General features: G+C 39.8%; 12 protein-coding genes and 1 CRISPR repeat array (1 of these 13 cut by a window edge). All 12 genes read right to left on the bottom strand.

Going from position 1 to position 15,029, the window contains the following annotated elements; translation table 11 throughout:
• Positions 1–4 precede the first annotated feature (4 nt).
• The 12 genes from trpE to AC1TO5_RS14485 all read right to left on the bottom strand — a co-directional run bounded on the left by trpE (position 5) and on the right by AC1TO5_RS14485 (position 10,508).
• Complete coding sequence (trpE, locus tag AC1TO5_RS14540; RefSeq protein ID WP_482063542.1) at positions 5–1,552, bottom strand: anthranilate synthase component I; 1,548 nt, start codon at positions 1,550–1,552, stop codon at positions 5–7.
• A gap of 315 nt (positions 1,553–1,867) precedes the next feature.
• Positions 1,868–2,236: a chorismate mutase gene (aroH, locus tag AC1TO5_RS14535; protein WP_482063651.1), complete on the bottom strand. Its 369-nt coding sequence runs from the start codon at positions 2,234–2,236 to the stop codon at positions 1,868–1,870.
• On the bottom strand, positions 2,236–3,333 hold the full coding sequence (aroB, locus tag AC1TO5_RS14530) for a 3-dehydroquinate synthase (protein WP_482063541.1): 1,098 nt from the start codon (positions 3,331–3,333) through the stop codon (positions 2,236–2,238). Before aroB ends, aroH begins: the two co-directional genes overlap by 1 nt.
• Before the next feature lies 1 nt (position 3,334).
• Complete coding sequence (gene aroC / locus AC1TO5_RS14525; RefSeq protein WP_482063540.1) at positions 3,335–4,504, bottom strand: chorismate synthase; 1,170 nt, start codon at positions 4,502–4,504, stop codon at positions 3,335–3,337.
• A 621-nt stretch (positions 4,505–5,125) separates the two neighbouring features.
• A complete protein-coding gene (locus AC1TO5_RS14520; RefSeq protein WP_482063539.1) occupies positions 5,126–5,905 on the bottom strand; it encodes a CheR family methyltransferase in 780 nt (259 codons plus the stop codon).
• 22 nt (positions 5,906–5,927) lie between these two features.
• Entirely contained in the window at positions 5,928–6,371 is a 444-nt protein-coding gene (gene ndk / locus AC1TO5_RS14515) for a nucleoside-diphosphate kinase (RefSeq protein WP_482063538.1), read from the bottom strand.
• A 32-nt stretch (positions 6,372–6,403) separates the two neighbouring features.
• Positions 6,404–7,378, bottom strand: coding sequence for a polyprenyl synthetase family protein (locus AC1TO5_RS14510; protein ID WP_482063537.1), 975 nt, complete (start codon positions 7,376–7,378; stop codon positions 6,404–6,406).
• A gap of 54 nt (positions 7,379–7,432) precedes the next feature.
• Complete coding sequence (locus AC1TO5_RS14505; RefSeq protein ID WP_482063536.1) at positions 7,433–8,149, bottom strand: demethylmenaquinone methyltransferase; 717 nt, start codon at positions 8,147–8,149, stop codon at positions 7,433–7,435.
• Complete coding sequence (locus AC1TO5_RS14500) at positions 8,146–9,003, bottom strand: heptaprenyl diphosphate synthase component 1 (protein WP_482063535.1); 858 nt, start codon at positions 9,001–9,003, stop codon at positions 8,146–8,148. The genes AC1TO5_RS14505 and AC1TO5_RS14500 overlap by 4 nt, the downstream gene beginning before the upstream one ends.
• A 118-nt stretch (positions 9,004–9,121) precedes the next feature.
• Positions 9,122–9,652, bottom strand: coding sequence for a hypothetical protein (locus AC1TO5_RS14495; RefSeq protein WP_482063534.1), 531 nt, complete (start codon positions 9,650–9,652; stop codon positions 9,122–9,124).
• Between the two features lie 192 nt (positions 9,653–9,844).
• The gene (mtrB, locus tag AC1TO5_RS14490; protein ID WP_482063650.1) at positions 9,845–10,066 is read right to left on the bottom strand and encodes a trp RNA-binding attenuation protein MtrB; all 222 of its coding nucleotides are present in this window, start codon (positions 10,064–10,066) and stop codon (positions 9,845–9,847) included.
• A 163-nt stretch (positions 10,067–10,229) separates the two neighbouring features.
• Positions 10,230–10,508, bottom strand: coding sequence for an HU family DNA-binding protein (locus tag AC1TO5_RS14485; RefSeq protein WP_482063533.1), 279 nt, complete (start codon positions 10,506–10,508; stop codon positions 10,230–10,232).
• 1,352 nt (positions 10,509–11,860) lie between these two features.
• A CRISPR array of direct repeats spans positions 11,861–15,029; the repeat unit is 33 nt; unit sequence ATTTCAATCCACGCACTCCATACAGAGTGCGAC (it continues 1,705 nt past the right edge of the window).

The following is a 15,029-nucleotide window of genomic DNA, read 5'->3' as shown; positions in this document are numbered from 1 at the left end:
CTCCTTAATTTAACACTTCATAATCAGTATTAATAGATGCCCGCACAGGCTCTTTCGTCGTACCAAACATTTGCTCCGCCGCTCGAATTGCTTTTAAGCTCGCTTTAGCTTTATTGACGGTTTCCATATATTCACTTTCAGGATTAGAATCCCATACAATTCCAGCACCACTCTGTACATAAGCTCGGTTATTTTGAAATATGATCGTACGAATCGTGATGCATGTATCCATTGAACCACCAAAGCCAAGATAGCCGATTGCTCCTGCATAAGCACCACGGGCTTCATTTTCTAGCTCCGCAATAATTTGCATCGCGCGTAATTTGGGCGCTCCTGATACCGTTCCAGCAGGAAGACAAGATACAAATGCATCAAAGAAATCTTTATCTTCACGTAATTGTCCAGATACATTGGATACGATATGCATCACATGAGAATAACGCTCAACCTCCATAAATGCATCACAACGAACGGAGCCATACTCGGATACACGGCCAATATCATTACGGCCTAGATCAACTAGCATCAAATGCTCTGCTTTCTCTTTCTCATCAGCAAGCAGTTCTTGCTCAAGTCGTTTATCCTCTTCAACCGTAGCACCACGTGGACGAGTTCCAGCAATGGGACGAGTTTCTACTTTTCCATCATTCACTTTCACTAATGCTTCCGGAGAAGTACCAACGATTACTTGTTCTCCCATTTTCAAATAGTACATATATGGAGATGGATTCATCACACGAAGTACACGATATACATGAAGCGGATCAACCGTTGTTTCAATACTGAAACGTTGAGAAAGAACGACTTGGAATATATCACCCGCTCGAATATATTCTTTTGCTTGATGAATATTATCGATAAATTTTTCTTTCGTAACATTAGATTCTACTTCTCCTAGATCTGGGTCCATATCCATCGTCCCTCTAGGAATATCCGTTGCTACATTCACCAGACTAATTTCTTCAATCATCGCTTCAATGCGGCCAAGTGTATGCTCATAAGCTTGCTGAATTTGAGTATCTGTAGCTCCCTCTGCAATATGAACATTGCTTACTAATAACAATTGCTGCTTCAAATGATCAAAGACGATGACTTGATCGCAGAACATAAATTGAATATCGTTCATATTCAGATCATCAACGCGGTGCGCAGGTAATTTTTCATAATATTGCAATAGATCATACCCAAAAAATCCAATGGCTCCACCTGTAAATGGAGGAAGATCAGTATTCGCAGGAGTACGGAACGAACGAAGCTTTGCTTTCAATAGTTCAATCGGCTTATCTGAAGAAAAAGTCTTTTCCCCATTTTGTTCAAAAACCATTTCACCATTTTTTCCATATAGCATTAAGAAAGGATCTGTTCCGATAAAAGAATATCTAGCCCATTTGGCGCCACCTTCAACACTTTCTAGTAAAAAGGCATGCTCCTTCTTAGCAAAATGCTTAAATAATCGTATAGGAGTTTCCGTATCAGCCATTACACGGCGTACAACTGGAATTAGATTATATTGGCTAGCTAACGAAATAACTTGTTGTAATTCAGTAGTCATATTCTTCACTCTCACTTTCCAAGGCATATGCCCGATCTTTTTGGGATAAGAAATTAGTTATATTTATCAAAAAAGGCCCCTGCTATTAGAGCAGGAGCCATCGAAATTAAGTATGAAATAGAAATAAGAAAATATCGACAAACGTTCGTGCACACAATTTAACGACAGCTCTCTGTCATTACAATTGTTACAACTCGTCTGACCTCATCTTATTTCCTACGCTCATCTCATCTCTTCTCGATAAAACCTATCTCATCTAAAATCTTCTCATCTAGCTTCTACTATATCTTAATAAATATTATAATGTCAATGATCTTATTTTTGCGCTAAATCCGGACGAAGTGCAATCGCTCCACCTTTGTAAACATGTTGAATTTCTGCTTGCGATTTGTCCGTATTGACTAGAACCATTAAACGCACGCATTTCTCAAGACTCCCTTTAACAGGAACTTCTAGTGCACACATCTGTGGAACTAACTCCCACCCTGGTAATTGGCGAATAGCTTGTGCTGGAAATGCTTGATCAAGATCTTGCGTAACTGTAATAAATACGCAGGATATGTCTGCTGGATTTACATTATTTTGATTGACGATATCCTTAACCATCTCAAGGGTAACTTCTTTAATAAGTGCAGCGTCGTTAAACTCTACTGTTGCTGCTCCTCGTATTCCACGTACGTTCATCATTTGTCCTCCTGCTTCAGCTCTTCGATAATTTCACGTACCCATTCTACAGGCACGTTAGGCTTAATTTCTACTGATCCAATTTCTGTTGGCACGACAAACACTGTTGTTCCTTCTGAAAACTTCTTATCATGCATCATTGCAGCTATTATTTCATCTGTATCGTATTGACTGCTAATAGATGTTGGCAAACCACAGCTTTCAAGCGCTAAAGTCGTAATGCGCAGAAGTTCTTCTGACGCGCCATAACGAACGCCAAGCTTTGCTGAGCCGATCATCCCAATACTTATCGCTTCACCATGCATTAACTCACCATAGCCTGCTACAGCTTCAAGTGCATGACCGATCGTATGTCCGAGATTAAGAATAGCACGCAAGCTATTTTCTCGTTCATCTTGCGATACGACCTGAGCCTTTACACTACAGCCTTTATATAGTGCATAACCGAGACTTTCAGCATCCTTCGCTACCAATTTATCGGCATGTGCGATACACCAGTCTACGAATTCGGCATCCCAGATCAAGCCATGCTTCACAACTTCCGCTAATCCTGATTTCACATCACGATCAGGTAAGCTTTGCAGCGTATTCAAATCATACAATACGAATTCAGGCTGATGAAAAGCACCAATAATATTTTTCGCTAGCGGATGATTAACGGCTACTTTACCTCCAACACTACTATCATGAGCTAGAATTGTTGTTGGAATTTGTACGAATTTCACGCCGCGCATATAAGCTGCTGCAACATAACCAGCTAGATCTCCTACTACACCACCGCCAAGCGCAACGATTGCCGACTTACGATCAAGTCCACCCTCCAAAGCGATCCCGACTAGTAACTCTAGATTAGCAAGCGACTTAGACTGTTCCCCTACAGCTACGACTGCAGTAACAACAGTGAAACCATCCGCGCTTAACGATTGTACTAATGGATCAAGATAGTTAGCAGCAACATTCTCGTCTGTAACGATCATAAGCGGTGATTTTTTACTAATATCATGATTTGAGAAATAAGTAGCTACCGTGTCTAACAGGCCTGCTCCAATATAGATTGGATACGAGCGATCACCAAGTTCAACCATTAGTTTATGCATATTAATATCTCTCCAATTGTTCTTTGTAACTATTATAGTTGGCATGAATCTCTTCCATAGAGTCCCCACCGAATTTTTCAAGAAAAGCACGAGCGACTTCCCATACCACAACATGCTCCATAACTACACTTGCAGCAGGAACGGCACAGCTATCAGAACGCTCAACTTGTGCAGTAAATTGTTCTTTTGTATCAATATCAACGCTGCGTAATGGCTTATACAATGTTGGAATCGGCTTCATTACACCTCTTACAACAATTTGCTCGCCATTTGTCATGCCGCCTTCAAATCCACCTAGACGGTTCGTTGCACGATGATAGCCTTTTTCAGCAGTATACAATATTTCATCATGCACTTGCGAGCCACGAATTTTCGCAGCTTCAAAACCAATCCCGATCTCCACACCTTTAAATGCGTTAATAGAAACGACTGCCTGTGCGATTCTAGCATCTAGCTTGCGATCATATTGAACATGACTTCCTAGACCAATCGGAACGCCTTCAATAATACATTCTACGATTCCACCGATAGAATCACCTTCTTGCTTGATTTGATCGATGTAAGCTGTCATTTTCTCTTCAGTAGCTTTATCTACAACACGTACGGAAGATTCTTCTGTTAGAGCAATAAGTTCGTCAACTGGAAGTTGATTAGGTGGAGCTTCAATTTCACCGATACGAATGACTTGACCAGCTACTTTAATACCGAATTCAGCAAGAAATTGACGTGCAACGGCACCAACAGCAACACGAGCTGCTGTCTCACGAGCACTGGAGCGTTCAAGAATATTGCGAAGATCATGTTGATTATATTTCAAGCCACCGTTCAGATCAGCATGTCCAGGACGCGGACGATGAACACGACGTTTTGTTTCATCGTTACCTTCAATCGGCTCAACATTCATCACTTTAGTCCAATGTGTCCAGTCATTATTCGCTACAACAATCGCTATTGGAGCACCTGTAGTTTTGCCATGACGTACACCACCAACAATGTTAGCAGTATCTTGTTCGATTTGCATCCGGCGACCACGTCCATGACCTTTTTGACGACGTTGTAATTGGAAATTCAATTCCTCGAAATCAAGGCTCAAATTACTAGGTAGTCCTTCAATAATCGTAGTTAATTGAGGCCCATGGGTTTCCCCAGCTGTCAAATATCGTAAACTCAACACTAGTTCCTCCTTCACAAGCAGAACTTTCTGCTCTCCATTACATGCCGTAAACATCTTTGCTTATTATAGTACAGCAGTGCTAGTTTGACAAGAAAGCGTATAGCAATGTAGCTCAAAAAGCGGGCTTTGATAACGAAGTGATGCGTTGTAGCGTACTCGACGTCGCATCTGGAATGAACTTGGAAAGTACGGTTCGCGTGTACGTAATCATGTACACTTGCGCTTCCGTCTTTCTCAAGTAGCATTCCACCTGCTCGGTTCTGAAAGCCCGCTTTTTGAACCTCTATTTTAAGCCTCGTGATTAAACATCGTGCTTAAGCTTCATGATTAAACATCGTGCTTAAGCTTCGAGCTGGACATTGACCGCTCGTGTACTCGTGCCGTACACGTTGCTGGGTAATGTTACAATGGCTTTGTTGCTTATTCGACAGCGAATATGAAGCGAACTAATGCTTCTGAGGTATGTTTCTTACAGAAACATTGTAGGTTCGCATGTACAAAATTATGTATACTTGCGCTTCCGACGCTCTCAACAAAACACAAAAAAATGAGCTAGAGGATCTGTTAAGATCACCTCTAGCTCACTTTTAATAAAATAGTATAAGTGCTCATTCACTACTACATTTTACGATAGAAGAAAGTATCCACCGTCTCGAATCCGTACTGCGATGGCGTAAATATTTGTTCCGTGCTTCCGACAAACAAGATGCCACCTTTTTTCAATGCTTTTGCGAATTTATGATATAACTCATGCTTCGCTTCTTCCGTGAAATAGATCATCACATTACGACAAACGATCAGATCAAAATCTCTATCAAATGTATCGAACAATAAGTTTTGTTGTTTGAAATGGACCGCTTTTTTCAATGAATCAACGATGGAGTAAACGCCCTCGTCTTCTTGAAAATATTTTCCACGAAATATTTGCGGAACATCACGAATAGAACGATCAAGATAATAGCCTTGCGTTGCTTTAGCTATTACGCCTGCATCAAGATCTGTTGCTAACAACTGCGTCTTTTGCAGTGCATGTAGTTCATCTAATATCATTGCCAGCGTATAAGGCTCTTCACCCGTAGAACAAGCTGCACTCCATATTTTCAAGCGACTTTGAGCTTGAATCATCTCAGGCAAAAACTTAGCTCGCAACGTTTCCCAACGCTGTGGATTTCTCCAAAACTCTGACACATTAATGGTCATCCGATCAAGAAATTCATCGAGCAAAACTCGATTTTTTGATAACTCCTGAAAATAAGCATCAAATGTATTATAACCATGTTTCGTCCGTAATGTTGTTAGACGTCTTTTCATCTGCGCTTCTTTGTATAAAGAAAGATCAATATCGGTTTTCTTCTTAATTTGTTCTATGAATCTAGAAAAATCCAAATCTTCTGACATAACCTAACCTCCAAAGCTCATGTTAAATCCAGCGTTGAATCGTATACTCAAATTGTACAAGCTCGTTCTCATTGAAAAACAATTGAATCTCTCGTTCTGCACTTTCCGGAGAATCAGAGCCATGAATAAGATTAAAATTAGTATGGACTGCAAAATCAGAACGTATCGTACCAGGAAAAGCTTCCACAGCATCCGTTTTACCGATCATGGCTCTCGACAAAGCAATAACATTGTCACCAGACCAGACCATTGCAAACACAGGACCTGAAGTAATAAATTTGAGCAACGGCTCATAAAATACTTTCCCTTTATGCTCACCATAATGTGTTTCCGCTAGTTCAGTCGATATCATCATGAATTTAGCGGCATTAAGTTGCAGCCCCTTCTTCTCAAAACGTGCTACAATTTCACCAATCAAACCTCTTTGTACTCCATCTGGCTTAATCATTAAAAACGTTTTCTCCACAGTATATGCCCCTTCCGCTAGTAGGCGGTATATTAATAATTGCGTTTCCCTACAAAATGAGCAATATCAACAAGGTTCTTCTTGGCTGGGATCGACGGCAGTTCTTCAAGTACCGCAAGTGCTTTCGCAATATATCGATTTGCCATCTCCTCAGCTAATTGACTTCCTTTGCTATTACGAATAAGCTGAATTGCTTTTTTTGTGTTAGCTGCATCTCCATTCGCATGGATATTACGAATTTCGATTAATAGATCATCACGAATATCATCATCCTGAAGTGCAAGAATAACAGGTAACGTTATATTTCCTTGGCGCATATCTGACCCAGGCGGCTTACCGATTTGCTTCTCTGTACCATATAGATCAAGAAGATCATCAATAATTTGGAACGCCATCCCCACATTGTATCCATAACGATATAGCGCATTATATTGCTGTGGTGTACAGCCCGCTACAATACCACCTAATTGCGTACTGATAGCAAGCAATAACGCTGTTTTGCGACGAATACGTAATAAATAGTTACGCACTGTTTGATCTGTATTGAAAAAATCACGAATTTGTTCCATTTCTCCAATACACATTTGAACAAGTGCTTTTGAAAGCATCGTATGTACATCTTTATTATGAATTTGTGAAATCTGTAAAAGTGCTTTTCCATGAATATAGTCACCAGTATACATCGCAATTCGATTATCCCACTTGGACTTCACAGTTAGCTGACCTCGGCGTGTCTCGGCATCATCAATAACATCATCATGAACAAGCGAAGCCATATGGATTAATTCCAACGTTACGGCCACCGTCTTCAGTTCATTCAAGTTATACACACCGAATTTTCCACCTAGCAAAACAAAAACTGGACGAATTCTTTTCCCACCAGCTTTGAGTAAATGGAGTGCTGCCTCAGATAATAGCGGCTGCTCATCCGTGACAACTCGTTCTAGCTCATTCTCTATTTTGTTAATGTCGCCCTTCATCTTGGCGTATATTTCTAATAGTTTCATGATCTCACCTTTTGAATTACTCTAGGTTACTATATAACATAGCTTCTAACATGATTAGTTTTTTCTACCGATATGCAATGCTGCTACACCCCAGAAAAAGTTTTTGACAAAAACATTAACAGCTCCAACTTTCTCAAATAGCTGACGTAACTCTTTAGCATCCATAAATAATTTCAAAGAATCTGGAAGCCATTTATATGCAGCAAACTGCTTCGCGAACATTTTTCCTAACAAGGGAACCATTTTTTCGAAATATAAGTAGTACATGAATTTGAATGGTTGCGCCTGAGGTTTGGACATTTCAAGACAAACAATTTGCCCACCTGGTTTCACAACTCGAAGCATTTCTGCAACGACCTGTTCATAGTCGGGTACATTTCTTAAGCCAAATCCAATCGTTACATAATCAAACGAATGATCTTCGAACGGAAGCTCCATCGCATTGCCTTGCACAAGTGTAATTTGTTGACCCAATCCTGCTTCAGCTACTTTTTGGCGTCCTACTGCAAGCATTTGCTCACTGAAATCAAGCCCTGTTATGTGACCAGATTCACTTGCTTTGGCAAGATCAATCGTCCAATCACAAGTTCCACAGCATAGATCAAGTGCCGTTTGACCCCTTTGCATGTTCATGATCTTCATCGTCTTTTTACGCCATACTTTATGTTGTCCGAAGCTCATTAGATCGTTCATCATATCGTATTTCGGTGCAATTGTCTCAAATAGATCATGAACATGGCTTTTTGGATCATTTAAGTTATTACTACTCATTGTGCTTCAACTTCTTTCATCGAAAAATTACCAAGTTGATGTTTCATATATTCAACTGTCTGAGCAAATTCGTTCTTAAGTTCTATAAGCTGCTCTGCTTCAAGTATACTAATTACCGCTTCATAAGCTGTATGTAAATAATCAAGCATATAGCGACGTACATGGTACTTGTCTACTAGTAGGTTATAGCTATTTTGTTGTAGCATTTTCTTTTCTTCAGTCGAAGTGACCACATTATGTAAATTCCAATATGCAAAACTACGAGCGTATCCACCGGCTTCGAAAATATTTCCCAACTCATCGTGCATTACTTCAAAGGCCGTAACTTGTTGTAATAATTCTTTCCATACTTTCGCAATAGGCTGACTCAAATATTTTTGAAATGGAACAAACAATTCACTTTTCAGCGATATTCTGTTCATTAAGTAATGTTCTGCCGTTAATGAAGCCGATTCAGCTGCTGTATAGAAAGAAATTTTCAAACGATTAACATCTGCAACCGCTTTACTTAATATGGAAATTAATTCAATTTCACCTTTAACAGCAAGCAATTGATAAAATCTCGCACTAAAGAAATCTCCCGCCAAAATTTTCAATTGTCTAGAACGCATTTGCGTTTCTGTTCGTTGTCCAGTCTCCGTGTCAACAAGATCATGCGTATCCATACCAAGTTGAACTAAAGCCGTCACAAGACTAAATAATTCACTACGTTCTCTCGTCTCTTTAGATTGCGCTAATACAGCATATAATAACTGTAATCTAGGTTCCGAATACGACGGTAGTTCAGTATGAGCGTGGATCATATCGTAGCTTACGTATGGTTCTGCCGCATCCGCTACAGAGTATTTTTTCATCTATGAAGCCTCCGTACAAAATTAGGTTATATCCGCATAACAATGCTAATCATTATAACACAAATATGATTTGTTTCCTAGAAAGGTTATTTGCAATTGGATCGGCTAACTAGAGTCTCTAATGCTGCTGCCAATAAATCGTCTTTTTGATCCGTAGTCTTTGCTCCCAGTCAGGGTCAATAAGCCATTGCAGCTCTCTCAGCTGCCCGCTTCCATTCTTTAACCATGCATCATTACGATACAGATTACAAGTCAAAATTATGACACTATCGTTACGATTGAGTTGATTTTGCATCACTTTTATCTTCAACTGTTCAATATTCAATGTACGTTCAAATGCAAAAGAAACAAATTGCGGAAACTCAGCGTAGACAAGTTGCTCTGCTGTCTGGTTATCATCGACTGAAAGTACTACCTCCAGAACATGTCTATTCAAACTAACTTTAGATAAATGATCTGTATTTATATAGTTACTTATCATATCAACGATGTTGTCATTATTCAGCGTCACCTGCTTCACATGCACACCCGCGCTTACTGATAGCTGATTATATGAATCTTCATTCGTATGCAGCATACTGTAATATAAAATAAGACTAATGATTAGCGTTATCATCGATCCTAGTAATAAGCCCTTCATATGCCTCAACCTACTACCTCCCAAAACTTCTTATTAACTACTTAAGATATTTACAGCAAATAAAAAGTAGCATCGAAAGCTTAAGCTCTAGTGCAGCTTATCTATAGTGTACGGTAGTAGTACGAGCAATATTCATTTTCACAGAAAAATCCCAACAGAGACATGGATGTCATCTATTGGGATGCGATATTTCTAGTAATTCTATTCATCTGTATGGACGGTACCATATTTCGTCAAGACGGTAGCTTTACCGCGAATTTTAATTGCGGATGTATGATCAGTGAACTGACAGATAAGTACTTCATTCTTATCAAGTTTTTCAGTATGATGAAATTTAGTATCTTGACCTCTTGTCAGCCCCATTACGGTTACGCCTTGATCTTTGGCTTTAATTACTACATAATCACTTGCCTGTTGCTCCATCTCATTCCCTCGCATTCTTGAAGACAATCTAGTTTACCTCAAAGCATTATATTAGAATCAACTCTATTGTGCAATGCTTAGCTCGAAAAGATAGTGTTTACTATTAAAAAGAGGCTTCTTCTCAGTATACAGAATATACGAAAAGTAGCCTCTAAATTGCAAATTATTGTTGAGCAACTAATTCTTTAAGTTGCTTACCAGGTTTAAATGCAGGAATTTTGCTTGCAGCGATATCGATTTCTTGTCCCGTTTGAGGGTTGCGACCTTTACGAGCTTGACGCTCACGCACTTCAAAGTTACCAAAGCCAACAAGTTGTACTTTATCTCCACCTTGTAATGCTTCACCGATTGCTTCAAACACTGCATCTACAGCTTTACCAGCATCTTTTTTGGAAAGACTAGAAAGCTCAGAAACTTGGTTAATCAAATCTGTTTTGTTCATTGTTTCACCTCCTTAAAATAGGCATTCCTTTATTGAGTACTTTATTATTCCTCATATTGACCTGTTTTTTTGAAATATATACCTTTTTCGCAATAAAACTATAGTAATACAGCAAAAAGACAATTACAAGTGGGGAAGTAAACTAAATCACATTTATTGAGCATAACGCTAATGCATCTAATGTACTAGGAACTTTAGAACTAATTACTTGTAAATTCCGAGAAATTTCATCATTTTTTTCTGATTAGTAATGTTGTAAGTAGTTATTTGTGAATTTTAGGGTCGAATGGCATTCTAACGGACATAGAAACCGTTATTTGTCCTTAAAGGAGCCAAAATGCATCAATTGGTGTGGAATAAGTGCGTCTGTGTCCGGTAAAGATCGATAATAGAGGCATACACAGCAAATAAGGTTTCTGGTGTCTGCTATGGTACGACGGATAATACAGAGTAGACACATAATGCGCAATAGGGGAATTCAAAAAAGCCCATATTGTGGGCTCAAAATTTCTCTGGTTTTGCAATTTTAATTGATGCCACTTCTCCGCAATTTTTACAAAAAGTATATATAACTGGGGATCCAAAAGTGAATATTTTTCCAATGGGCTTGACTCTAGCATACTCATTGTTCACTTCACCTTTAGTAAATGTAGTACTTCCACAAGCTTTACAAGTTAAGTTTTCTTGATTAATAGTAACCACCCTTAATAAAATAGTTAATACGATTTATCCTAAATGAAGTTTCTTTATTCAGCTAATGTTCCCCTTAGCTACGGAATTTCGATATTATTGTTATTATCCGATTTAGGATGAAGACTATTTTCTATTACAAAAAATGATTGAAAATACCTACTACTCGTATTTTATTATCTACCTCTCCAAAAATCTTTGTTTCTGCTGTCATAAAAATAAGCTGATGTGTGAGACTTGATGATTTCAAATCATTAATAGTATGAAAGCAATTTGAGATTTCGGAACTGTCACATTTAAGACCATGGACCTTATGGAGGTAATTATTATAATCTTGAGTACTTGGTTTTGTATAAACCATCACAAATAATAATATGAAAAATATTAGGAAAGCATATTTCTTCTTGATAAAGGCACCCCATCTCTTATGGATAATCGTACCGTATAATACCGAATTTAACTGCCCAATAGTTCAATAAGGCAACCCACGCAATAAACAAATTAGATTGCCACACTTTATGGGTAATTTTAACATATTGATGAGGTAATAGATAGAAAACAATATGTCGCAGTACGAAAAAGATTACGACGAAAACATTTCACTTTACGCATCTATGTGAGGTGCGACTATTACGTCAGCAGGTCAAGCGCTACGTAGTGCAATTTCAATCCACGCACTCCATACAGAGTGCGACAGGCGTATGATTTACAGCTCCATTAATACTTAATGATTTCAATCCACGCACTCCATACAGAATGCGACACGCACGGGTGATGCATACACACAAGATACCAACGATTTCAATCCACGCACTCCATACAGAGTGCGACGATACCATGCAAGTAATACTTAACATTGACGATATTTCAATCCACGCACTCCATACAGAGTGCGACCAACGTCAACCACATTTTCTACCACAATATCACTAATTTCAATCCACGCACTCCATACAGAGTGCGACTCTAGGTAGGTATCTGATAAACCCCTCTCTATTTATTTCAATCCACGCACTCCATACAGAGTGCGACGGTGCAAGAGGATGGCGGAGAGCAAGGAAGTAAGAATTTCAATCCACGCACTCCATACAGAGTGCGACTTATAAACGATCTGTTATGGATAGAACAGCAATCAATTTCAATCCACGCACTCCATACAGAGTGCGACAATTTCTATCGTTTTCTTTAGTGGTTTGGGGATATTTCAATCCACGCACTCCATACAGAGTGCGACGACGAACAACCCTATGCAATTAATACATCCAACAATTTCAATCCACGCACTCCATACAGAGTGCGACGGGAAAGTTTTGGAGATTTGTTTACATCAGCAGGAATTTCAATCCACGCACTCCATACAGAGTGCGACGCTGGACTCCAGGCTGCAGGTCAAGATCGCAGAATTTCAATCCACGCACTCCATACAGAGTGCGACCGCATGGACTTTTTGAGCGTTCCAACATCTAACAATTTCAATCCACGCACTCCATACAGAGTGCGACGTTTCCCAGTCGTGGTCACTGGATGGTTATTGTGGATTTCAATCCACGCACTCCATACAGAGTGCGACTAGCGAAAATATCAAATAATGCTGATGTGTTGGAAATTTCAATCCACGCACTCCATACAGAGTGCGACAATAATAAGTCCGAAGCTTCTAGACTTAGAAATTTATTTCAATCCACGCACTCCATACAGAGTGCGACATTAAAACGAGCTGATCGCAAATGAGCGAAAGAATTTCAATCCACGCACTCCATACAGAGTGCGACGATCAAGAAAAAAGTCAATAGATAAAATAAACTATATTTCAATCCACGCACTCCATACAGAGTGCGACGACATGACAGAAGAAACATTCAATAAGTGGAATAAATTTCAATCCACGCACTCCATACAGAGTGCGACCATACACTTGCAAATGACTGGTCAAGGGTGCAGAATTTCAATCCACGCACTCCATACAGAGTGCGACAGTAAATGGAACTTTTATATCTGCAAACTTAAAGATTTCAATCCACGCACTCCATACAGAGTGCGACAGATGATATGGGTATACATATTATTATCACTGGTATTTCAATCCACGCACTCCATACAGAGTGCGACAAATGCTCGGGGCGGAAAACGTGCTGGCGCAGGAAATTTCAATCCACGCACTCCATACAGAGTGCGACAACATACGGAGACAATGTAAATTTACCACAAGGATTTCAATCCACGCACTCCATACAGAGTGCGACTATCAAGTCGATAATCGAAAATAACATAGCGAGTGATTTCAATCCACGCACTCCATACAGAGTGCGACATAGACCGCCTTGCAAAGTTGTGGGGATTAAAAAATTTCAATCCACGCACTCCATACAGAGTGCGACGCATCATTTCATCAGTTCGGTGAGGAATACATGCAATTTCAATCCACGCACTCCATACAGAGTGCGACGTTTATCTTTGGTGGCATACTGAAAGTGTTCGGTAAATTTCAATCCACGCACTCCATACAGAGTGCGACGATATAGCTATACGTGATGGTAACGCAGCAATGGCATTTCAATCCACGCACTCCATACATAGTGCGACGCGGCAGCCATTTCGGTTGGATTCCGTCCGAAGGTATTTCAATCCACGCACTCCATACAGAGTGCGACAGGCAATGGCGTAAATGGGTACACGGTAGGGGCGATTTCAATCCACGCACTCCATACAGAGTGCGACGAGGAAGTACTTGATGAGTGATGAGCAATTTTCGATTTCAATCCACGCACTCCATACAGAGTGCGACTCTTAACGATTCTTCATATGTTGTATCCAGGAGATTTCAATCCACGCACTCCATACAGAGTGCGACATCTGCTGACCCCGAAAGATTCAAAGGTGCTATTATTTCAATCCACGCACTCCATACAGAGTGCGACGCAACTATCCCTCATCTGGGTATGAAATGCTTAAAATTTCAATCCACGCACTCCATACAGAGTGCGACGGGCAAAGAAAATTTTACTTGTCACCATTTTGACATTTCAATCCACGCACTCCATACAGAGTGCGACAGGTAATGCAAGAGTTGTAGTTTTCATGGAACAGATTTCAATCCACGCACTCCATACAGAGTGCGACTCACCAAGGTAAAGGTAGAGAACAAAGCTAAAGAATTTCAATCCACGCACTCCATACAGAGTGCGACCATCCGTTAAATCTATCAAACCAAACTTAGATAATTTCAATCCACGCACTCCATACAGAGTGCGACATGACAACAATGCTATTAGATAATAATGATAATATTTCAATCCACGCACTCCATACAGAGTGCGACGATAATGGTGTATCACTTACAAATCAACAAGCAATTTCAATCCACGCACTCCATACAGAGTGCGACTTTTTTGACACTTTTTATATCTACTGGCTTGTAAATTTCAATCCACGCACTCCATACAGAGTGCGACTATAGCGTAATTTCCCCGAAGCATAATTTTTGAGATTTCAATCCACGCACTCCATACAGAGTGCGACGGCGAAAGAAACTAGACAAAGAACATCGAAGTTTATTTCAATCCACGCACTCCATACAGAGTGCGACAGAAACAACAAGCAGAAAGCAACAACGAAGCTCATTTCAATCCACGCACTCCATACAGAGTGCGACGTGATTTATCTTATCAAGCTACACCTGATGTAACAATTTCAATCCACGCACTCCATACAGAGTGCGACTACAAGGTGTAGCTTGCCACGGATCGTGGTACTAATTTCAATCCACGCACTCCATACAGAGTGCGACGTGCATAAACTGACACTGAATGAATTGTATACCGATTTCAATCC

This window comes from Paenibacillus sp. Y930, assembly GCF_056786375.1.
The sequence above is the reverse complement of the archived record's forward strand: the minus strand, read 5'-3'. Positions and strand labels throughout refer to the sequence as shown.

Excerpts from the sequence above, each read along its gene's own strand:
- trpE (WP_482063542.1), bottom strand. The coding sequence starts at position 1,552 with ATGACTACTGAATTACAACAAGTTATTTCGTTAGCTAGCCAATATAAT.
- aroH (WP_482063651.1), bottom strand. The coding sequence starts at position 2,236 with ATGAACGTACGTGGAATACGAGGAGCAGCAACAGTAGAGTTTAACGAC.
- aroB (WP_482063541.1), bottom strand. The coding sequence starts at position 3,333 with ATGCATAAACTAATGGTTGAACTTGGTGATCGCTCGTATCCAATCTAT.
- AC1TO5_RS14520 (WP_482063539.1), bottom strand. The coding sequence starts at position 5,905 with ATGTCAGAAGATTTGGATTTTTCTAGATTCATAGAACAAATTAAGAAG.
- AC1TO5_RS14510 (WP_482063537.1), bottom strand. The coding sequence starts at position 7,378 with ATGAAACTATTAGAAATATACGCCAAGATGAAGGGCGACATTAACAAA.
- AC1TO5_RS14505 (WP_482063536.1), bottom strand. The coding sequence starts at position 8,149 with ATGAGTAGTAATAACTTAAATGATCCAAAAAGCCATGTTCATGATCTA.
- AC1TO5_RS14500 (WP_482063535.1), bottom strand. The coding sequence starts at position 9,003 with ATGAAAAAATACTCTGTAGCGGATGCGGCAGAACCATACGTAAGCTAC.
- mtrB (WP_482063650.1), bottom strand. The coding sequence starts at position 10,066 with ATGGAGCAACAGGCAAGTGATTATGTAGTAATTAAAGCCAAAGATCAA.
- AC1TO5_RS14485 (WP_482063533.1), bottom strand. The coding sequence starts at position 10,508 with ATGAACAAAACAGATTTGATTAACCAAGTTTCTGAGCTTTCTAGTCTT.